The following is a 21,035-nucleotide window of genomic DNA, read 5'->3' on the forward strand; positions in this document are numbered from 1 at the left end:
GTCGGCTGGCAGGCCGCCTTCGCAGGCAAGCCAGCTCCCACATTTGGATCGCGGGGCAACAGTTGTAGAGTGGTTGGCTGTCAGGCCGCTTTCGCAGGCAAGCCAGCTCCCACATTTGGATCGTGGGGTGGCAGTTAGAGAGCGGTCGGCTGTCGGGCCGCTTTCGCAGGCAAGCCAGCTCCCACATTTGGATCGAGGGGCAGCAGTTCGGCCGCCATCGCTGGCAAGCCAGCTCCTACACTTTCAACCAAGCCAGGCTTAAAGCCGTGTGCTTTTTTCGATCAAACACATCGGCGTACCTGCCACCGGCTCACTCATCACCCGCACCTGCACCTCAAACACCTGCCGCATCAACCCGACACTGATCACCTCCCCCGGCGCCCCATCGGCCACCAACTGGCCGCCGTGCATCACCGCCAAGTGATCGGCGTAGCGACAGGCCTGGTTGATATCGTGGAGCACGGTGATCACCGTCTTGCCTTCAGCCGCCAACTCGCCCATCAGGTCGAGCAATTCGACCTGATGGCTGATGTCGAGATAAGTGGTAGGTTCGTCGAGCAGCACCACCGGCGCGTTCTGCGCCAACACCATGGCCAGCCAGGCCCGTTGACGCTGGCCGCCGGACAGGTCCGCCAGGGCGCGGTCGGCCAGGGTGTCCAGTTCCAGGCGTTGCATGGCCTGGGTGACATGGGATTGATCGTTGCCGCTCAGGCGTCCCCATAGCGAGTTGTGCGGGCTGCGGCCATAGGCAACCAACTGGCGCACGCTGACGCCTTCCGGCACCGGCAACACCTGGGGCAAGAACGCGATCTGCCGCGCCAATTGGCGGGCGGACAGGCTCGCGTAGGCCTGGCCATCCAGGGTCAATTCACCCTGGGTCGGCTTGAGAATGCGGGCGAAGGCCTTGAGCAAGGTGGATTTGCCGCAGCCATTGGGACCGATCAGGGCGGTGACCTTTCCGGCGGGGGGTGCAAAGGACAACCCCTGTACGATACGCGTGGTGCCGTAGCTGATATCCAGCTCGCGTGCTTGAAGAATACTCATGTCATCAGCCCTTGAACCGTGCCAGCAACCAAAGAAAATACGGTGCACCGATCACTGCGGTAAGCACCCCGGCGGGGATTTCACTGGGCGCGATCAACGTGCGCCCCAGCGTATCGGCCAGCACCAACAACAGCGCGCCAATCAGCATCGCGGCCGGCAGCAAGCATTGGTGATGCCCACCGACCAACCGGCGCGCCATGTGCGGCGCCACCAGGCCGATAAAACCAATCGGCCCGATCACGCCCACGCCCAGGCTGGTCAACACCACCGCGCACGCCATTGCCAGCCAGCGCGTGCGGCCCAGGGCAGTGCCGAGGCTGTGGGCGGCTTCATCACCGAGGGCGATCAGGTTCAGCGGCTTGGCCAGGCACAGGCCCAGGGGAATCAGCACCAGGAACGGCAGCACCAGCGCCACATGGTGCCAGTTGCGGCTCCACAGGCTGCCAGTCAGCGCGAGCAAGGCGGTGTTGATATCCAGCGGGTGGGACAGGATCAGGAATTCGGTGACACTGGACAGGGTCACCGCAATCGCCACGCCGGACAGCGCAAAGCGCACCCCGGAAAAACTCACCCCGGTGTTGTACAGCGCCAGCAGCAACGCACCACCGGCACCGCCCAGGCAGGCCACCAGCGGCAGCCAGGCAATCGGCAAATGCGGCCAGCCGATGATCGCGACGGTCAGTGCCAACCCGGCGCCCTGGGTCACACCGAGTATCTCCGGCGAGGCCAACGGGTTGCGGATCACGCCCTGCACAATCGCGCCGGCAAGGCCGAAGGCGCAACCGGCCAGGATCGCGATCAGGCTACGTGGCAGGCGGTGGTTCCACACTTCGAAATCGAGGGCGTCGTGGGCCAGCAGGCGCTCCAAAACAGTATGCGGCGTGAGCCACAAGGTACCGGCGCTGAGGCTGACCAGGGTGGCCAGCAGCAACAGGCCGAGCAGCAGCCAGAGGCGCAGTCGTGGGCGGATCATAGGGCGCGCCTGGCAAGAAAGAGGAAGAACGGTGCGCCGATCAGGGCAGTGACCACGCCGGCCGGGGTCTCCACCGGAAACGCCACGGCGCGGCTGAGCAGGTCGGCGCCCAGTACGATCACAGCGCCCAATGCCGCGCTCAGCGGGATCAGCCAGCGGTAGTCATTGCCGAGGAACTGGCGAAGGATATTCGGTGCGATCAGCCCGACAAACCCGATCGGCCCCACCGCACACACGCTCGCCCCCACCAGCAGCAAACTGGCGATAAACACCTGCAGGCGCAGGCTGGCGATGCCCGCGCCCAGCGAGCGGGCGGCGTCTTCACCGAGGTTGATCAGGTTCAGCCGCGGTGCACACCAAAGGGCCCACAGGCCGCCGATCAAGGTGCATGGCCACAGCAATTGCACTTGCGCGGCGCCGACATTCGCCAGGGAACCGGCCAGCCAGTTGAGCACGCTTTGCGCCTGGGCCTCGACCAGGATCACCGTGAGCCGGGTCAAGGCCGCGCACAATGCCGCCACGGCCACGCCGGCCAATACCAGGCGGCCTTGGGCGGTGGTCGGCGACCACGCGCCGCCGAGGCTGAATACTGTGACCCAGGCCAGCGCGCCACCCAGGCAGGTCATCAACAACGCACCGCCCGCGAAGGGTGGCGCGACCAACCCAGTGGAAAACAACGCCAACCCCAGCGCCGCCCCCGCCGTCACACCAAACAAGGAGGGTGAAGCCAGCCGGTTGCGGGTAATGCCCTGCATCAACGCGCCGGCCAGGCCCAGGCACGCACCGACCAACGCCGCGCACACGGCACGCGGCACCCGCAACTGAGCGACGATATACGCCATGTTGCCGCCCACGCTGCCCTGATGCACCAGGCCATTCCATGCGTCCGTCGCGGTAAGCGTGAACGGCGACCAGCTGTACAGCGAACACCAGAACAACCCAGCGCCCAACAGCAGGATGCCAATGGCAGCGAAACTGCGTTGCACGGTTATTGGCTCAATACGGCTTTGCCGCCCTTGAGAATCGCCAGCGCGTCTTCGGCGATCTGCTCCGACGCCAGCACGCCACGGTTGCGCGCCCAGCTGTCGCCGTCCACTTCGGCTACGTGCTTATTGCGCACCGCACCGAGTACTTGCCACAGCGGCTGCTTGCTCCAGCTGTCGACAATGCTGGGGCGACGGTAGTGCCCGACCAGCAACCAGCCAGGGTCGAGGGCCAGCAGTTGCTCCAGGCTGACGAACTCGGTGGGCGCGGCGTTGGCGCGCACCGATGGAACCTTCAGGCCGATGGCTTCAAGCACGCTGCCGGCATAGGAGTCCGGACCGTGCACGGAGAAGCTGTCCTCACGCGCCACCCCGAACAACACACTGGCGCCGGCGGGGATCTGTTGCGCAATGGCCTTGAGGTTTTCACGGTTCTGCTGGATGCGTGCTTGCATCTGCGCGCTCTTGCCAAGGGCTTTGCCGATCAGCTCGGCGGATTTCAGGCTGCCCTGGTAATCCTCGCCACGCGAGGGCAGCAACAGCGTCGGCGCGATACTCGCCAGGTCGCTGTACAAGGCCTGGTGGCGGTTGAGGTCGGCCACGATCAGGTCCGGCTTGAGCCGGGCGATTTCCTCGATGCTCGGCTGCGAGCGCAGGCCCACGGACGTCCACTGACCGATGGCCTGGCGCACACGGGGCAGCACACGGTTGGCATCGCCATCATCGGCAGCGCCGACCGGCGTTACGTCAACGGCGGCCAGGCTGTCGAGGAAGGAAAACTCCAGCACCACCACACGCTTGGGCGCATCCGGCAGATGCACCGCGTGCTGGCCGTCGTTGAGGTCGATGGGGGCGGCGCTCAGCAGGCTTGAAGACAACGCCAACACGCAGGCGGCAAGGGTGGGGATAGAGCGCAGCATTCGCATGAAAAGGACCTCGGCGTTAAAACACCCCAGCTAGAGAGGCCGGGGAAAACGGCGGGTACTATTCCATATCGAGGCGGCGTGATCAAAAAACATTCTCATTTATACCCCGCTCGACGATGTGGATGCAGGCTTGCCCCGCGCTCGGCTGCGCAGCAGCCCCAACAAGAACACCGCATCGTCTCAGGTGGAACGCGGTGCCAGGTTTTCGGGCGGCTTCGTCACCCGGCGCGGGGCAAGCCCACTCAGAAGCAGGCCCACACCGAAAGCCCAGTGTTAGAAGTCGACAGTGGCCGACAGCAGGTAGGTGCGCGGCGTCGACAAGGTCAGCCCCGGCTCACTGTCATCCGACGCGCCGGCCGAGCTCCAATAGCGTTTATCCGCGACGTTTTCCACATTCGCGCGCAGGGTGATGTGTTTATCGTCCACCTTGAACGCATAGCGCGCACCAACGTCGAGGCGGTTCCAGGCGTCGATTTCCTTGACGTTGGACTGGTCCAGGTACTGCGAACTGGAATACAGGCCACGGCTGGTCAACGTCAGGCCTTCGAGGCCCGGCACGTCCCATTCCGCGCCGAGGTTGACGTTGTACTTGGGCGTTGCCGGGGCGCGGTTGCCATCGAAGGTACCGTTGGTGGTGTTGGTCAGTTCACTGTCAATGTACATCACCCCGCCCAGCAGTCTGAAACCTTTGAGCGGCTCGCCGAACACACTCAGCTCCGCACCGGTGTTTTCACGCTTGCCGTTGGGACCAAAGAGCCGCGTGGTGGCGTTGGTTTCATAGGCCGGCTGCTTGATGCGGAACACGGCGGCGGTCACGGCGAATGCGCCGACGTCGTACTTGGCGCCCACTTCCACCTGGCGACTGATGAACGGCGGGAAGATTTCGTCTTCGTTTCTTGAGGTAGAGGGCGCGATCTTGCCCTGGCTCAGGCCTTCCATGTAGTTGGCGTACAGCGACAGCTTGTCGGTGGCCTTGAACAGAATGCCACCCGACGGCGAGACCTTTTCTTCATCGTAGGCGGTGCTGCCTTTGATGCCGTCGCTCCAGTCATCTACCTTCACGCGCTGCCAGCGCGCACCGAGGGTGAGCAGCAGGCGGTCGTCAAAAAAGCCCAGGGTGTCGGACAAGGCCACGCCGCTGAACTTGTTTTCGGTGTAGACCTTGGCGTCCTGGCGGGTAGCGGTGGACGGCGTCGGCGTTTGCACCGGGTTGTAGAGATTGCTCGGCGCCGCCCCATAGCGTGCACCACCGTTGGTGAAGTCCATATCGAAGTAGCTGGCGGCGAGGTTGACCTCATGGCTCACCGGCCCGGTATGGAACCAGTTGCGCACACCGGCCGTGTAGGTGCGCACGTTTTCATCACGGGTAAAATCCCGTGGCTGCACGCTGAAGTCACCCGCCGCGTTGGTCACGGACACCGCGTGACGCAGGAAATCATGGTTGCTTTTACGTGCGCCCACACCGCCGTAGAGCATCACGTTATCGCTGAGATCGTACTCACCGTTGAACGTCCCGAACGTGTCATTGGTGCTGGCCTTGCTCCAGGACTGCGCGTAATTGCGACGCACGTCGTTGGCACTCGGCACCGGGGCCGCCGCCGCGACTTGCACACGCTCCTGCGGGGCATCGGTGTCGCGCTCGGTGTGGCCGATATCGGTGGAAAGACGCAGACGCTCGCCGCGAAAATCCAGGCCCAGCACGGCCATTTCGCGATCAACGCTCTGGTGGTCCCACTCGGTATCGCCGGACTGCTTCACGCCGTTGAAACGAATGCCGAACTGGTTGTCCTCGCCAAAGCGTCGGCCGATGTCGACCGCGCCGCCCGCCTGGCTGTCGGAGGCCCAGTTGCCGGTAAACGAGTTGATATCCTTGTCGGTGGCGCGCTTGGGCACCACGTTGATCCCACCGCCCACGCTGCCGCGCGGAGAGATACCGTTGATCAACTGGCTCGGGCCTTTGAGGATGTCGACGCGGTCGGCCATTTCCATGTCGATGGTGTAGGTCGGCAGCACGCCGTACAGGCCGTTGTAGGCCACGTCACTGTTGAACAGGCTGAACCCGCGGATAGTGAACTGCTCGTAACGCCCGCCGGCCGGGTTGGTGGCCCGCACCGAAGGGTCGCTGGCGATCAAGTCGCCCAGGGTGCGCGCCTGTTGGTTCTTCACCGCATCGGCGGTGTAGGTGGTGATGCTGAACGGGGTCTCCATGAAGTCCCGCGTGCCCAGCATGCCCTGGGCCGTGCGGCGTGCAACCTGGCCGCCGGCATAGGTGTCGCCGTCATACAGGCCGGTGGTGCCGAGGATCGAGGTGGGCGCCAATTCCAGGCTGCTGCCCTCCGGCGCCGGTATCAGCCTGTAGCCCTGCTCACCCATTGGCTGCAATTGCAGGCCGGAGCCCTGCAGCAAGCGGGCAAAGCCCTCCTCTACCGCATATTCGCCAGACAACCCGCTGCTGGTTCGACCACTGACCAGCGCCGGGTCTACCGACAGGTTGACCCCCGACAGCCCGGCAAAACGCGTCAACGCCGCACTCAGGCTGCCGGCCGGTACCTGGTAGCTGCGGCGGGTGCCGGTGTCTTCGGCGTAGCTGACAGCGGCGAATAACGGGCTGGCGCTGAGGCTCAGCATCAGGCTCAGTTTCAGCAACGGGCGCAAGCGCAAGGGTCGGACTGCGGGCATTGGAGGAAGCTCTCGATGATGTTCACTTACCTGGAATGACAGGCGAAGTGAAAAAAGGGGACAGCTGCCGCCGACATTTTTTTAAAAGCTTCAGTACGCAGACTCAGGATCCCAGCCAGCCGGCAGGTTCATGAACATTGCTTTAAGAAGGAACTCTGCGACGCCCCACAAGGTCGGGTGATGTACGCACTTTCCTTTTAACTGCACGGCTGGGTCGGATGAAACAGATATCCTTGATGGGCACCGAGCCTGCTGGTCATACCCGGCAGGCTTCACAGGCACGCCGTTCAGGACCACGGGTTTCGAACAAAGGCGAACTGGACCTGCACGCGTTTGAGTCCTGCCGGAACACCGAATCCGGCGCAGTATTTATCGTCGCCTCAGGCTTGTCCGCACAGTCGTTCCCCGTCGAGAAATTCGCGCACGTGCCAATGATCACGATGAACGGCGCTATCTCGATGTTCTTGGACACTGACGTTAAGCCGTATTTCTACGCCTGTACGGACAGAAGCTTTTCCGAGCAGCAACCGGCGTTATTCAAACACGCCATGGCTGTCAGCCAACGAGTCGCGCTCTGGGAGGATCACGCCCGGTCTTCACAGGCTCGCCCGACCGGGCGGCTATACCCGTTAACCAAAGCCAAGAGACCCTCCTGGCTGGAGTCGGTGCTGGGCAAACACAGCGCCTTGGTCGTCAACCACCCCCTGCTGCCGAGTCGTGAAAGACCGCTGGGGTTTAGCAAAGACATGAGCGAGGGCTTCTTCGACGCCCGAACCGTGGCCTACCTGGCCCTACAGCTGGCGTATCACGTTGGATTCACTCAGGTCTTCCTGGTGGGCGTTGATCTGGACCAGAACGCCGGCAGGTTCTACGAAAACCGCGACAGCACAAACTCTCCCTGCGGCCTCGATCAACATTACTTCACACGCATATTGCCGTCGTTTGAGCTGATGTCCGCAAAGGTCATGGGCAACGACTTCATGGTCTACAACTTGTCTGACACCTCAAAAATCCCGGACAGTGTCGTCCCGCATGTCACCCTCGCGGACGTTGAGGCCATGCTCACTTAGGGTGGTGAACGCCAGAAACGAGAAAGGGGACCAACTACCTAGGTAATTGGTCCCCTTTCGGAATAATGGTCGGGACGGAGTGATTCGAACACTCGACCCCTAGCACCCCATCTCCTTTTTCATACTTCTTGAAAGATTCCAAAATTTCACTCTGGATTTTTCTAAGCTAGTATTTACTTGAGCTCCAGCGGTGTTCTGCTCTACGAGAGTCCAGTAACGTCCATCAAGAGCCAGCGTTTTTGTGGGGGTAAAAGTAGGGGGATCGTACATCAGCAGGGTTCACAGACCATGGCATGATGGTGATCATGCCCTGATCTCTTTGCGAGGTAGTAATGCAACTCTTCGCTGCTCAAATTAGCCCAAGGCTGTCCAGGTAAGCACTCACCTCTCCCATTCCTCGCTCCGCTACACCCAGTAGGTCATCTCGGTCTTTACGATTCAGCGGCAGCGGACCTGCGTTAGACACCCATTTAGTGACGCTGGTTTTGGGTAAACGCCTGGATGACAGAACCATCGCCATAAGGTCGTCCCGTGCTTTTTCATCGTTGAAAACGGCCTGCAAGTTTTGGCCCTTTGGATTGTAACTCGTGCCATCTTTCATACCTGCGGCGTGAAATGAAGCTCGTCTGATAATGCACGGAACGCATTTGCCACACTGCTGATGCGTTCTCTTCCATTTCCCACAGGAGACAGTATCGGTGGCCAGAGCGCTGAGCGAGATTTGATCGGAACAGCCAAGAAGCATTTCCCCTTTTGTCTTTAGCGCATACGGGTTTTTGACAACGACTGGCAAACCAACGGTGTCCAGAATCTGCTGGAACAACCCAAGAAAATGAGGATGAGTCGTTCGGGTGCTCAGCGCCCCTATGCGTCTTGGCGTCATCGGTGGATTGAGAGCGATGAGACCGTTCTCTGGAACGAATAACTCCACCGGTGTACTGGCCACTCTCAATTGCGCCAAAGTAGCAGCGACTAACGTGCCATAAGCAAGGAAGTTGAAGCTGCGTGTACGCATCTGCACATCGAGCGTGGTACCAAGCCATGAGGTGGGGTTCGCCACGGCAGCAAATCTCGAGACTTTTACGGGAAGCTGGCTGCTCACAAGGATTTGCTTCTCCGAATCCCCTCTGTAGGAATGACTGATCAGAATTGGCCGTCGCCCTTTACCCAACAGATCAAGCGCACCAATGCCACTGTCCATGCCTCCGGAGAACAAGCTCACACAATCATGGCCAGCAAGCACGGTGATGTGGCCACGATTTTGCGATTTTGATTGTCTAGGGCCGTCAGGCAGCAACTCGATCGTCCAGATGTCACCACTTAAAAAATGAAGCGCTTTTTGAAGCAAAGGAACAGCTGCATACCAAAGATCCGGATCGGCTAATGGAATGACCAAGCGCAGCTGTCGTGCCCACCCATCGTCTGCCTCGGCTTTATCGACAAACGTGTCTGCCGCCGTAACTGCCATCGCAATAGTGAGCAAATCGAAGCCCACGCGACTCACGGGCGCACCTAGACGTCGAACAGCGGTACGAACAGGCCCACCGATTGAACAGGTACCCTTCGCCAGTGGTCGACTTCCGTACATCAGTACGGGTATGACATTCGGAGAGCGTGGTGGGAGTTGGTCAAATTCGTGATGAAAAATTAGGTCAGTCACTGTTCGTAGCTCTCCCACTCGACCCAAACTTCTTTAATCGCACTGAGCTGGATTTTTTCGATTTGGGCACTCGTGAAGGACTTCAAGTTACCCGTTAAAAGGGGGCGCATGTGCTTGTCTGTTACCGCTTCCACCAAAGAAAACAAATCCCTTTCCGCCTGCTCCACCTGCCCAGGAGAGGATGCTTTAGCGAAGGCCTCATTGGAGTCCAGCACTATCTGCCCAAAAACACATTTCGTGACGTACACGAGCATCATTTGGACAAGCATTTCATCATTTATCTTCGTGAAGTCGAATTCATCATAGCCTTCCAGGCAATCCGATAGTGCTTCATTCATCGCTACGCGAACCCGATCTGAATCGCCATCTTCTGGAACGAGTGCTTGGACGATTATGTCAATCGCAACGTCCGTATCTTTCCCGTTAAGGAACGCTAGATCGAGCCCGCTTGGTGACTGGCCGTCACTCAGCGCTGCCATTGCACCAAACAGTGCGCCGCCAGCACCAACCATCGAGCCAAATCGAATGGGGCCGACACTGCTACCACCTGTAGAGCCACTGGCATAGCTTCGTACAGCAGAGCGAAGGTAGTCGCCGTCTCCGCTGGAGACGAATTTACCCAAGGATTTACGGAAATCTTTGAACCGCTGCGGAGGAGTTTCTGGAATCGCACCATGGCCCGTTGTGTCTATCCATTCAGGAACAAACGGAGAGTTACCACCGGGCCCTTTACTCGAAGTCGACGTTCCCATGTCATTGCTTCTCTTTAGGTTTAAACCAGCTGACGCTTTTCACCCTGGTACTGAGCCAGGGCTTAATTTTTCCTGGCATGACCGTATGGATGAAATCGGATAACGAAGAGCCTGCATCGGATGAGCGCTCGGCCAACATAAATGCGCCATCAAAACCAGGCGCTCTGGTAGTCCAATCTACGTGGGGCCGCATTGACTGAATAAGCTGTGCCATAACAGCCACATGCTCGCCAGTTGGAATTGTGAGAATGGCAGCGATGGCAGATGGGGAGGATGTGTTGGACGCTCTCTTGAGAACCGCAAGCGCTTCTGTCGCAGCGGCCGATAAGCCCGCTCTCAGTACGCGTAATGGCGTGGTCTCACGACTCAAATAGACAATCGGACGGAGATCAGTGTTTGAGAGTGAAGGCTCAAGCGTCAGCCACTCTCTGATAAATTCAGCTTTTACGTTCCACGGTTCAGGGCAAGCTAGTTTGAATTTATCTGGATCCTCCAGCAGGTTTTCGAGTGTCGCCAGTATTTCCGGTTTCCCCCCCGCGGCTGCGTTGATCACCGAGTACATGTGAGCAACCGACTTGTCTTCCATGCACCGTTCAAACAGAGCGAGTTTGGCAATCAAAGCCTCATCCACCGGCATGTCTCTTTGCTTGGCAACACGAGAGCGCATACGAACTACGTTCAACATCCGCTTAACGATTCGTGGATTACCAAGGATCAGCGTTGAGTTCGCGAGCATAGAGGCCATGCGATCAGCAATCGCAAAACCTTGGGCGATCTGATCTGGAACACCTGTACCAAGAAGACCTAATGCGACCTCGGTGACGATAGGCTCTTCCTTCCAGGCTTTACGCAGATTCTCCTCAAGCCCGGCTCGTAGCTTTTCGATTTTATCCGTTGGAATCACTGCGCCGGCGGACGCGAACAACATGAACAAATAGGCTCTCACTTCTTGTACTCCGAGCCTAGGAACACGTACTGGCACCTGGATGAGCTTGTCCAAATAGTCAGTTACGTGTCGGTCATCTGGGTCTTTGAAATGCTCGCTCACCGAATGTCTGACCATGTCTTCATCGGCAGCGACGACGAATGCCGTTTGCCCCATGAACAAAAACAAGCGAAGGGCTTCGAGGGTTTGGATGGTCTGCTTTGGAAGGCACCGATCGAGGTTGTCTACAAATACGACCAGCGTTTTATCCAACGCAGTGAGAACGTCGGCAAATTCTGACCTAAAGGCGGCGATTTCCTTCGGTGGAGTCCGCTGCTTTTCCTCATCCAACAAACCAGTAAGGTGCCCTTTAGCCTTGCCACCAGCTTCCTTTAGCGTCGATAGCGTTTCTTCATCCGCCTCGCCCGAGAATAGATCGCCTAAGGCCTGCACACCTTTCATGCCAAATCCAAAAGCTGATATCCCCATGGCCATTGCGCCACCTTCGACCAGAAGACCAAGTGCACGCATTTTATTTACACGGCCCATCAGTTTCTTGGCTTTGGGGATAACCGCTGGTTTTCCTTCCGCAGCTTCAATCAATGTCGATGCGATGATTTCCATCAAGGCTGCTCGGGAATCGTCAAATCCCTGATAAAGCCATGCATCAAAACGCACCACAACGTATTTACTTGGTGCCTCGCCGGGGTTGAGGCCTTCCTCAATCAAATTCAGCAGAGTTGATTTTCCGGTGCCCCAAGAACCAAAGACACCGACCGTCACAGGCCTCATGTTCGGGTCGCGAATTACGTCGACGACCAGATCAGCGACCTCTGAGTAATTCAGAAAATCTTGTTTTGTATCGACGTCAGCCCACATTTGAGCCTCCCTGCTTCACATTATTTGCGCACCTGACGGCTTTAAACGACCCATATCCAAAGCCGCAGGCCGAACTGGATCAGTATTAAACGATCCGTATCATTATCGAAAAATAGCACCCGTGCCACTATTTTGGCACTGCATTTTCTGATGCAATGCTCTGCATTCGGTGTAACACCACAGCTCAAGGGCTGACTAGGTCGGTACGCGATATATTTCATAGACATTCCGAGCGAAGCTGATGACGTTATTTGAGTTTCTATCTCCTTATGTGAGGTTCTTCCACGGTGCGGCGTATAACCTGCATCAAACGTTGGATGGGCTAGGCATTTCCTCTGCCGGGTTCATCGAACAGGCGGCGGATGGTGGGCTAGTGGGCGGCTTCGCTCCAGGTGAAGCAGTTGTACCCGTATTAGTCGCCATTATGTTTCTAGCACTTTGCTCTTTACCATTGGTACTTTTGGCTGGATACATTCTCGGCAGAGCAAAAGGCATAATGATAATAGGGCTTCTATTATTATTGCCAGGACTGCTAAACACACTTGGTTTTCTTCCACCTTTTAGCCTAACCCCATCCAAATATTTTGTGGGTGGCACAGGTAGTTTGGGAAGCGCATTTGGATTTGCATCTATAATCTTATATGGCGTACTAATCGGATGGTCCGCAACTATAATTATATACGACGCATTCAAATTGAATGACCGTTTCCGCCACTATTACGATCATATTTGGTTTCTTACGGCTATTTTGACAGGAGTATTTTTCGTTGCTGATAGTGGTGCCTCCGAGGACGCTCAGGAGCTGACAGACGCTAGCGCCGCGACGAGAAATGCGAGCTTGTATTTACTAGCGCAAGTACGCGAGTACGATAATTACTGCCAGCAGAACGGATCCTCAGAATCTGTATCCTGCCGCTGGGCTTCACGTGTACAGCAACAGCTTAACGAATACGCTAGTGATCACCATAAGATCTATAAAGAATTCGGCCCTCACGTTAGTCGCACTCTTTACGCTCCAAGCTGGTCTCAAATAACGGATAAAGAAATAATTAAAATCAGACAGGAGATAAATGATTACAACAACCAAAGATGCCCAACTACGAAACTTGGCGCTGGCTCTTACCAACTCTCCCCAGCATCCGGTATCTGTCAAACCGTACCGGCTTCTTATTGCACCGCCTTTCCCGATCCGCCTGAAAACCTCGTCGACAAATATATTATTGGGAGAACTGTAGCTTTAGCATCTGAATGCATAGTACCAACCTTGGTCAGACTCAGGTCTGAACAAGAAAAAACGATTACCACAGTATCTCAAAATCAACGCTCCAAACATTATCGCTGGCTATTTTTCATAGTGTTCTCAATCATTGTAGGCGGAAAAATAGCAAACTCCACTACTCGTGTAATCGATATTGATCGAAGGGCTCCCGAAGAGCAACAAAGAATTCGAGAACTGGTTTATAAGGTGTTGAAAAAAACCGGTAGCTTGTTGGGATGGGTGGCTAGATTTTTAATCTGGAGTTACCGGTTTCTCAAAAACCAGCACAAGACTTCTTGAAGCACGGGGTTACCTACCCGATCGAGCGCTGCGATGCTGCAACGTGTAGCCGGATAGCAGCGGCTCAATGGTATAGTGGCCCACCCACCCCTGCCCCTGATCGGTACATTCAAGGAAGATAAAATGAATATAAAAAAAATCGAAGTTCCACCGTACGTTTCCCTAGCAGGTGACAGATGAGTTTCGTTCTTGAGGATTTAGGATTAGCTTATCGAAAGGCTAAGGTGGATTTATTCTATTCGTCCAGCCCCGACTTATTGGCAATAGCAGCCTACGAGGAACACCTTTCCGAAAATCTCAGTGCGCTTTTGATTCTGCTCAATGGAAGCAACCTAAAGTGGGTTGAGCAGAAAGCGTTTATCGGTGGGTGGACCTTTGCCACTAAGTCTGTTACTTGGGCAGACCGCAAGGAATTTCGCGAAAAAAATGGTACTGGCCTAATTTTTTCTTCTCCTGAAGAAGATTGGGACCGCACTTGCGAGTTGCTTTCGGAAACTGAGGAATATTCAAAGCCTAATGCGGAATTCCGCTTGATGGCTCAATGCAGCATAGATTTTCATGTATTATCTGCTTTATGGTTGCTTAAAGTAGGACATCAGTATGATGCGAAACTTTCCAAATGTGCCTACGGAAATCGATTGCGCCGCACACAAGATGGCAAAAATATAAACCCTCTATCACTAGGCTCATTTGTTCCTTATTTGACACCTTTTCGAAACTGGCGTGACAATGGCATTTCCTCAATGCGTGCCGCCTTGGATGATGGAAAAAAAGTCGTCGCACTCACGGCTGATGTCAGTTCTTTTTACCACGAACTTAAACCTAGCTTCATGCTGGAGTCGTCCTTTCTCCGTGATGTGCTCTCACTTGAGCTGACAGAAACCGAGAAGAAACTAAATCATTTATTCATCAAAGCTCTAGAAGCATGGGCAGCGACAACTCCGCTGAAGAAAGGTCTGCCGGTTGGATTACCAGCGTCTGCTGTAGTCGCCAACATGGCTTTGATAGAGCTGGACCGCGTGATCGAACAGCAAGTCATTCCACTGTACTATGGACGATATGTTGATGATATTTTGCTCGTCATGGAAAATGGCGCCCACTTTCGGTCAACGGATGAACTTTGGGATTGGCTATTCGAACGCTCTGACGAAAAACTTGCCTGGGATGGTAAGGGAGAGAGTAAAAGAATAATTTTTCAGCCTAGCTATTTCAAATCGGGAAAAAACAAAAGTCAGATATGTTTTGCCAATGCAAAGAATAAAATCTTTATATTGAATGGCGATACGGGAAAAACGTTCATAGACGCTATTGCTCATCAAATTCACGAACGCGCAAGCGAATGGCGTGCAATGCCACGCTTACCTCGTTGGGCTGAACACGTTGGGACCGATCTTTTGGCAGCAACACAAAGCGACGGTGAGACGGCTGACAACTTGCGAAAGACGGATGCATTAACAATGCGTCGCGCGGGTTTTGCTATTAAGTTACGTGATTTTGAAGCGTATGAACGTGACTTACCTCCTGAAACTTGGAAAGCGCACCGGCATGCATTCTTTCGCGCATTTACCCAGCACGTCCTGGTGCTGCCACAATTTTTTGAGTTATCGATTTATCTACCTCGCGTGATACAGCTGGCAACCGCATGTGAGGATTTTCGGGAGCTACGAAAAATCATCAGAGCGCTTGACCAATTGTGTACGAAGGTTAGGCGAAACTGCTCAGTGAGCGTGAAGGCGTGGCCTGACGATGGACCGGTCGATGACGAGAATGTTCTTGCGTTGTGGGAAGGACACTTACTCAAAACCGTACTTGAAAGCATTATGTCCGCATTTCCGCCTTTTCTCTCCAAGAATGGCAAGCGGGAATGGAAAGAACATATGGCCGACTATCGACCAAGCGATCTTGGAGTAAAATGGCCTTGGTCTGCCAAAGCCTTCCAGCGAGCCCAAGCTAGACTCTTTTCTTTTGATTTGGCCCACATGCCATTCCGCTTTATTGGCTTGCCAGAAGAAATGGTCGCGCAGCGGGGTATCCCTGATCGTCGATCAGGTGCAATTCACGATGAATCGGCTCAAATGCTTCCCCACAGCGTATTACGTGGAGCAACACTCCTCGCAGAATGGAGCAATCTCGAAGGCTTACCCCGGGGCCTTCTTTTCGCCACACGACCTTTCAACCTCCCCGAGCTTTTCGTACTCAGCAAAAATGTCTACTCCAAGGATCATGAGGAGGAAATACGCGCAGTTGTTCTAGCTCTGAGAGGTTTCACGCTAAACGACAAAATGCCGTTTATGGATCGACGAGGAGTTCTACAAATTCCCGATGGTACGCCCCCATCGGATTACCGTATTGCCGTATCCAGCTGGCAGACTCGACTGGAAAGTTGGACAGCATCGGTGGCGCAGCAGCCTGACCCTGACATTCAAAAAAGGTACGCTAGGCTGAATCACTTGCTAGACGGCGTGATTTCAAACCCTGAGAAGAGTCGTTACCTAATCCTGCCTGAATTGGCGTTGCCAGCCCTATGGTTCATTCGCATCGCGCGAAAGTTACACGGTCGTGGTATCTCTTTGATTTCTGGGGTCGAATACCTTCATGCCAAACATGCGAAGGTTCACAATCAGGTTTGGGTAGCTCTTTCTCACGACGGGCTGGGGTTCCCCTCAACGATGATTTACCGACAGGACAAGCAACGACCCGCGTTGCATGAAGAACAGGAACTGCGTCGCATAGCGGGCGTGGAATTAAAGCCAGAAAAACCTTGGAAAAAACCACCAATTATTCAACATGGGGAGTTCCGCTTCGCTTTATTGGTATGCAGCGAACTTACAAATATCGGCTATCGAAGTGCGCTTAGAGGAAAGGTAGATGCGCTGTTTGTTCCTGAGTGGAATCAGGACACAGATACATTTAATGCGTTAGTAGAATCTGCCGCGTTAGACATTCACGCTTATGTTATCCAGTGCAACGACCGGCAATACGGTGATAGTCGTATCCGCGCTCCTTACAAGGATAGCTGGAAACGAGACGTTCTTAAGGTCAAAGGTGGGATCACAGATTATTGTGTCATTGGAGAAATCGACATTCAGGCATTACGGCGATTTCAGAGCAGCCACCGCTCACCTGCGGGTCCATTTAAACCAGTTCCAGACGGTTTTAAAATTTCTAAGACTCGTAAAGTCTTACCGAAGTGATCATCATAAATTATCAGTTATGAATGGTCTGCTACTCGCAGGAGTTCCAAACGTAAAAGGCCGCTAACGAAACGGCCTTTTATGTCTGCTAGGCTCAGCTGTTAGACAAGGTTTCGCAAAGCTTCAATCCCTTTTCCGTCACCACAGCCCCCGAAAATTTATAGCCATCCTCTTTATCGAAAAGCAGATAGCTCTGCGACGCCAACCATCGAACAATATCTGCAAAAAAATGCTCATCTTCTATCGATTGACCAGACGCCTGCTTTTCAACCGCAGAGGTATGAATTGACTTGTACGCTTCATTGGCCTTGGAGCCCACAGCCGTCGCATCCAGCTCGCGAGGCACTGAGTAACTTTCCTGCCGCCCTTCCCGGAGTTACATCGTGCACGGATCATAGACCACTCCAACGCCATAGGCCTCTATACCTTCGCAGCTGCCCATAACATCGGCCACACGCCAGCCGGACGAACCGTAACACTCCTTCCTTCAACAGCACATCGCGAATACGGTTATCAAGCATGCAGTTTTGGCAGCAGGAACCTTAGGATTTTCGGAGGCATAGGTCAGTCCACAGCCAAGGATCTGCGGCGCTGCTGCAATTGCAATTGCTAGTTCTGAATCGCTGACAGCGACGACAACAGCGTTGAAGGCATCTTGCAGGCAAATATTGCCGAGGCCCGGCCTCGAGACGCATTCGTTGGATCGTTCTTGCCGGCTCCCTATGCCAATAAAAAACGGATGTAATCCGTCGGGGCATTCAACACCGGAGCACTCGATGCAAGCCAGGCGCCACGATCCTCAAGCTCCCTGATCCAAGGAAATCCGGGGTAGTAGTCACTGAGACAGAGACTATGCACGTGAGGGCATCGAAGCTAGCCAATTCTCGACTACTTTCACCACTTAAATACGTGCAGCCTGGACAACTCCTAGTTGAACTGTTGCTTCGGATCGATTGCTCCCTGACTTAATGGCGGACCGTAGGGTCCAATTGACAACCGAATCCTACTGCCACAGCGTTTCACAGCGACGGGCTATCCGTATGCCTCTAACTCCCCAAACAGCGAAATCGCCCTCACAGTCCTTTCGATTTCCGCTGAGAGCCAGTAGTTTTGTGGGGGTAAAAACACTTAAAAAACAAAAGGGGTTGCGAGATAAAATCTCGCAACCCCTTGAATTATATGGTCGGGACGGAGTGATTCGAACACTCGACCCCTAGCACCCCATGCTAGTGCGCTACCGGACTGCGCTACGCCCCGACTAGGCGTGTTACTGGGTTCGCTTCTTGACGAAGCGATCCGGAATATACCGCAAGCTTTTGAAATGTGGAAGTATTTTAAAAGCCGGAATTACTTTTTCAACACCACCAGCACATCTTCGAGTTCGGAGATCATCTGGCGGATCAGTTGCTTGTATTGGGTGGTGTCGTCTTTGGCTTCATCACCGGACATGCGCTGACGCGCGCCGCTGATGGTGAACCCCTGGTCGTACAGCAACGCGCGGATCTGTCGGATCATCAGCACATCCTGGCGCTGATAATACCGGCGGTTCCCAGTGCGTTTGACGGGGTTGAGTTGAGGAAACTCCTGCTCCCAATAGCGCAGCACGTGCGGTTTTACCGCACAGAGCTCGCTGACTTCACCAATGGTGAAGTAGCGTTTGCCTGGGATGACGGGTAGCTCGTCGTTATGACTTGGTTCCAGCATAAGCCTCAACTCGGGCCTTCAACTTCTGCCCTGGACGAAAGGTGACCACACGGCGAGCCGTGATCGGGATTTCTTCTCCCGTTTTTGGATTGCGGCCAGGCCGCTGGCGTTTGTCCCGCAGGTCAAAATTGCCGAAACCGGACAATTTGACCTGTTCGTTGTCTTCCAGAGCGTGTCTGATCTCTTCAAAAAACAGCTCGACCAATTCCTTGGCCTCGCGCTTGTTCAGACCCAACTCTTCGTACAGACGTTCCGCCATCTCAGCTTTCGTCAAAGCCCCCATACGTCACTTCCTTAACGTGGCGTTCAACCTTTGTTCGAGCGAGGTGAGGATATTTTGTGTCGTGGTATTCACCTCATCGTCATTAAGAGTGCGCGATGGATGCTGCCAGGTCAAGCCAACTGCAAGGCTTTTTCTATGCGGATCAATACCTTTACCCTGATAGACGTCAAATAGCCTGAGGTCTGTCAGCCATTCCCCTGCATTTTCACGGATTACATCCAGAACAGCAGTGGCGGCCACTTCGCGGTCGGCAATTAACGCCAGGTCACGACGCACTTCAGGGAAGCGTGACAACTCACTGAATTTAGGCATTTTGCCCGAAGCGACTTCAGCCAGGACCAGTTCGAACACGAACACCGCACGGTCGAGACCGAGGGTTTTCGACAATTCAGGGTGAATGGCACCGACGAAGCCCACCAAACGGCCCTCGCGCTCGATGCGTGCCGTCTGGCCCGGGTGCAACGCCGGGTGGCTGCCAGCGACGAAGGTGAAGGCGCCCAGCGCACCGGCAAAGCCCAGCACAGCTTCCACGTCAGCCTTGACGTCGAAGAAGTCCACGGCATCGCGGCCCTGCGCCCAGCCTTCCGGCAGGCGGCTGCCGCACACCACACCAGCCAGCATTGGCTCTTGCTTCAGGCCGTCGAGTTGGCCGACGAAACGCAGGCCGCTCTCGAACATGCGCACGCGGTCTTGTTGGCGGTTCAGGTTGTGGGAAAGCGCTTTCACCAGGCCAGGCCACAGTGACGAACGCATGGCCGCCATGTCGTTGGAGATCGGGTTGGCCAACAGCAGCGGTTCGACGCCTGGGTTGAACAGCTCGAACTGCTTGGGATCGATGAAGCTGTATGTCACCGCTTCCTGGTAGCCACGGGCAACCAGCAGGCGACGCAGTTCAGGCAAGTGCGCACGCGCCTCAGCCTTGGGTTGCGGCGCCAGACGCGCTTGCGGGTAACGAACCGGCAGACGGTTGTAACCGTAGAGACGAGCCAGTTCTTCGATCAGGTCAACTTCCAGGCTGATATCGAAGCGGTGGCTTGGCACTTCAACGGTCCACTGCCCTTCCCCGCCAGCGGAAATACCCAGGCCGAGGGCGGACAACAGTTGTTCGATTTCAGCCGGCTCGATCACCAGGCCGAGCATCTGCTCGACACTTTTGGCACGCAGGGTGATCGGCGCAACAGACGGCAGGTACTGCTCGTTGACGGTTTCGGTGATCGGACCCGCTTCGCCACCGGTGATTTCCAGCAGCAGGCCAGTGGCGCGCTCCATGGCTTCACGCGCCAGCTTCCAGTCCACGCCGCGCTCATAGCGGTGCGATGCGTCGGTGTGCAGGCCATAGGAACGGGCTTTGCCGGCGATGGCGATCTGGTCGAAGAATGCACTTTCAAGGAACAGGTCACGGGTGGTCTTGGACACACCGCTGTGCTCGCCACCCATTACGCCGGCAATCGCCAGGGCGCGGGAGTGGTCGGCGATGACCAGGGTGTCGGCACGCAGGCTGACTTCCTGACCATCAAGCAACACCAGTTTCTCGCCTTCTTCGGCCATGCGTACGCGGATGCCGCCGTTGATTTCGGCAAGGTCGAACGCGTGCAGCGGCTGACCCAGTTCCAGCATCACGTAGTTGGTGATGTCGACGGCAGCGTCGATGCTGCGTACGTCGGCGCGGCGCAGGCGTTCAACCATCCACAGAGGGGTTGGCTTGGACAGGTCGACGTTGCGGATCACACGGCCCAGGTAACGCGGGCAGGCGTTTGGCGCCAGCACGTCAATCGGGCGTACTTCGTCGTGCACAGCCGGCACGGCGGCAACCACTGGACGGGTGACTGGGGCGTTGTACAGCGCGCCCACTTCACGCGCCAGGCCAGCCAGGGACAGGCAGTCGCCGCGGTTTGGGGTCAGGTCGACCTCGATGCTGGCGTCTTCCAGTTCAAGGTAAACGCGGATGTCCTGGCCCACTGGCGCGTCGGCCGGCAGCTCCATCAGGCCATCGTTGCCCTCGCCGACCTGCAGCTCCGCCTGGGAGCACAGCATGCCGTTGGACTCAACGCCACGCAGCTTGGCCTTCTTGATTTTGAAGTCGCCCGGCAGCTCGGCACCGATCATGGCGAACGGGATCTTCAGGCCCGGGCGCACATTGGGCGCTCCGCACACGACCTGGAAGGTTTCCGTGCCATTGCTGACCTGGCAAACACGCAACTTGTCGGCATCGGGGTGCTGCTCGGTGCTCATCACCTCGCCCACCACCACGCCACTGAATACACCGGCGGCCGGGGTAACGCTATCGACCTCAAGACCGGCCATCGACAGACGCGCAACCAGCGCGTCGCGATCTACCTGCGGGCTTACCCAGCCACGCAGCCATTGTTCACTGAATTTCATCCTGCTCTCCTAAAGATTCGTTA

At 56.0% G+C, this 21,035-nt stretch carries 15 protein-coding genes and 1 tRNA gene; 3 read left to right on the forward strand and 13 right to left on the reverse strand.

Features of this window, described 5'->3' with window-relative positions; translation table 11 throughout:
* Positions 1-258 precede the first annotated feature (258 nt).
* The 5 genes from fecE to KHP07_RS19995 form a co-directional block, all read right to left on the reverse strand.
* Positions 259-1,044, reverse strand: coding sequence for a Fe(3+) dicitrate ABC transporter ATP-binding protein FecE (fecE, locus tag KHP07_RS19975; protein WP_214497865.1), 786 nt, complete (start codon positions 1,042-1,044; stop codon positions 259-261).
* A gap of 4 nt (positions 1,045-1,048) precedes the next feature.
* Positions 1,049-2,017, reverse strand: coding sequence for an iron chelate uptake ABC transporter family permease subunit (locus KHP07_RS19980; protein ID WP_078049384.1), 969 nt, complete (start codon positions 2,015-2,017; stop codon positions 1,049-1,051).
* Entirely contained in the window at positions 2,014-3,003 is a 990-nt protein-coding gene (gene fecC / locus KHP07_RS19985; protein WP_214497866.1) for an iron-dicitrate ABC transporter permease FecC, read from the reverse strand. Before fecC ends, KHP07_RS19980 begins: the two co-directional genes overlap by 4 nt.
* Positions 3,004-3,005: 2 nt before the next feature.
* Positions 3,006-3,920 (reverse strand): Fe(3+) dicitrate ABC transporter substrate-binding protein, encoded by a 915-nt coding sequence (locus KHP07_RS19990; protein ID WP_371857076.1) that lies wholly within the window; start codon positions 3,918-3,920, stop codon positions 3,006-3,008.
* Positions 3,921-4,199: 279 nt separating this feature from the next.
* Positions 4,200-6,605 carry a TonB-dependent receptor gene (locus tag KHP07_RS19995; protein WP_214497867.1) on the reverse strand — a complete coding sequence of 802 codons (2,406 nt, stop codon included), beginning with the start codon at positions 6,603-6,605 and terminating at the stop codon, positions 4,200-4,202.
* Between the two features lie 218 nt (positions 6,606-6,823).
* On the opposite strand from KHP07_RS19995, the gene KHP07_RS20000 reads away from it, so the two are divergent.
* Positions 6,824-7,675 carry a WaaZ-like lipopolysaccharide core biosynthesis protein gene (locus KHP07_RS20000; RefSeq protein ID WP_250883630.1) on the forward strand — a complete coding sequence of 284 codons (852 nt, stop codon included), beginning with the start codon at positions 6,824-6,826 and terminating at the stop codon, positions 7,673-7,675.
* A 349-nt stretch (positions 7,676-8,024) separates the two neighbouring features.
* On the opposite strand, the gene qatC is transcribed toward KHP07_RS20000, so the two are convergent.
* Genes qatC through KHP07_RS20015 form a run of 3 tightly spaced genes read right to left on the reverse strand, consistent with a single transcriptional unit; the run spans position 8,025 to position 11,891 of the window.
* A complete protein-coding gene (qatC, locus tag KHP07_RS20005) occupies positions 8,025-9,353 on the reverse strand; it encodes a Qat anti-phage system QueC-like protein QatC (RefSeq protein WP_352152416.1) in 1,329 nt (442 codons plus the stop codon).
* The gene (locus KHP07_RS20010; protein WP_250883629.1) at positions 9,332-10,087 is read right to left on the reverse strand and encodes a Qat anti-phage system associated protein QatB; all 756 of its coding nucleotides are present in this window, start codon (positions 10,085-10,087) and stop codon (positions 9,332-9,334) included. Before KHP07_RS20010 ends, qatC begins: the two co-directional genes overlap by 22 nt.
* Position 10,088: 1 nt before the next feature.
* Entirely contained in the window at positions 10,089-11,891 is a 1,803-nt protein-coding gene (locus tag KHP07_RS20015; RefSeq protein ID WP_214497868.1) for a KAP family P-loop NTPase fold protein, read from the reverse strand.
* 241 nt (positions 11,892-12,132) lie between these two features.
* On the opposite strand from KHP07_RS20015, the gene KHP07_RS20020 reads away from it, so the two are divergent.
* On the forward strand, positions 12,133-13,449 hold the full coding sequence (locus tag KHP07_RS20020; protein WP_214497869.1) for a hypothetical protein: 1,317 nt from the start codon (positions 12,133-12,135) through the stop codon (positions 13,447-13,449).
* Positions 13,450-13,625: 176 nt separating this feature from the next.
* Entirely contained in the window at positions 13,626-16,643 is a 3,018-nt protein-coding gene (locus KHP07_RS20025; RefSeq protein WP_214497870.1) for an RNA-directed DNA polymerase, read from the forward strand.
* Between the two features lie 94 nt (positions 16,644-16,737).
* Here KHP07_RS20025 and KHP07_RS20030 read toward each other — a convergent pair whose 3' ends face one another.
* The 5 genes from KHP07_RS20030 to pheT all read right to left on the reverse strand — a co-directional run bounded on the left by KHP07_RS20030 (position 16,738) and on the right by pheT (position 21,012).
* Positions 16,738-16,989, reverse strand: coding sequence for a hypothetical protein (locus KHP07_RS20030; protein WP_214497871.1), 252 nt, complete (start codon positions 16,987-16,989; stop codon positions 16,738-16,740).
* A gap of 834 nt (positions 16,990-17,823) precedes the next feature.
* Positions 17,824-17,900, reverse strand: a tRNA-Pro gene (locus tag KHP07_RS20035).
* A 90-nt stretch (positions 17,901-17,990) separates the two neighbouring features.
* Positions 17,991-18,347, reverse strand: a complete 357-nt coding sequence (locus KHP07_RS20040) for a MerR family transcriptional regulator (protein WP_003174972.1) — start codon at positions 18,345-18,347, stop codon at positions 17,991-17,993.
* Positions 18,328-18,630 carry an integration host factor subunit alpha gene (gene ihfA, locus KHP07_RS20045; RefSeq protein ID WP_002553164.1) on the reverse strand — a complete coding sequence of 101 codons (303 nt, stop codon included), beginning with the start codon at positions 18,628-18,630 and terminating at the stop codon, positions 18,328-18,330. The genes KHP07_RS20040 and ihfA overlap by 20 nt, the downstream gene beginning before the upstream one ends.
* Positions 18,631-18,633: 3 nt before the next feature.
* Complete coding sequence (pheT, locus tag KHP07_RS20050) at positions 18,634-21,012, reverse strand: phenylalanine--tRNA ligase subunit beta (protein WP_214497872.1); 2,379 nt, start codon at positions 21,010-21,012, stop codon at positions 18,634-18,636.
* Between the last annotated feature and the right edge of the window lie 23 nt (positions 21,013-21,035).

It is taken from the genome of Pseudomonas sp. VS40 (genome assembly GCF_018587885.1).
GTDB classification, from domain to species: domain Bacteria; phylum Pseudomonadota; class Gammaproteobacteria; order Pseudomonadales; family Pseudomonadaceae; genus Aquipseudomonas; species Aquipseudomonas pergaminensis.

Coding starts and splice junctions, on each gene's coding strand:
- ihfA (WP_002553164.1), bottom strand. CDS start 18,630: ATGGGGGCTTTGACGAAAGCTGAGATGGCGGAACGTCTGTACGAAGAG.
- KHP07_RS19995 (WP_214497867.1), bottom strand. CDS start 6,605: ATGCCCGCAGTCCGACCCTTGCGCTTGCGCCCGTTGCTGAAACTGAGC.
- fecE (WP_214497865.1), bottom strand. CDS start 1,044: ATGAGTATTCTTCAAGCACGCGAGCTGGATATCAGCTACGGCACCACG.
- KHP07_RS20000 (WP_250883630.1), top strand. CDS start 6,824: ATGAAACAGATATCCTTGATGGGCACCGAGCCTGCTGGTCATACCCGG.
- KHP07_RS20020 (WP_214497869.1), top strand. CDS start 12,133: ATGACGTTATTTGAGTTTCTATCTCCTTATGTGAGGTTCTTCCACGGT.
- KHP07_RS20010 (WP_250883629.1), bottom strand. CDS start 10,087: ATGGGAACGTCGACTTCGAGTAAAGGGCCCGGTGGTAACTCTCCGTTT.
- KHP07_RS19980 (WP_078049384.1), bottom strand. CDS start 2,017: ATGATCCGCCCACGACTGCGCCTCTGGCTGCTGCTCGGCCTGTTGCTG.
- KHP07_RS20025 (WP_214497870.1), top strand. CDS start 13,626: ATGAGTTTCGTTCTTGAGGATTTAGGATTAGCTTATCGAAAGGCTAAG.
- KHP07_RS20040 (WP_003174972.1), bottom strand. CDS start 18,347: ATGCTGGAACCAAGTCATAACGACGAGCTACCCGTCATCCCAGGCAAA.
- KHP07_RS19990 (WP_371857076.1), bottom strand. CDS start 3,920: ATGCTGCGCTCTATCCCCACCCTTGCCGCCTGCGTGTTGGCGTTGTCT.
- pheT (WP_214497872.1), bottom strand. CDS start 21,012: ATGAAATTCAGTGAACAATGGCTGCGTGGCTGGGTAAGCCCGCAGGTA.
- KHP07_RS20015 (WP_214497868.1), bottom strand. CDS start 11,891: ATGTGGGCTGACGTCGATACAAAACAAGATTTTCTGAATTACTCAGAG.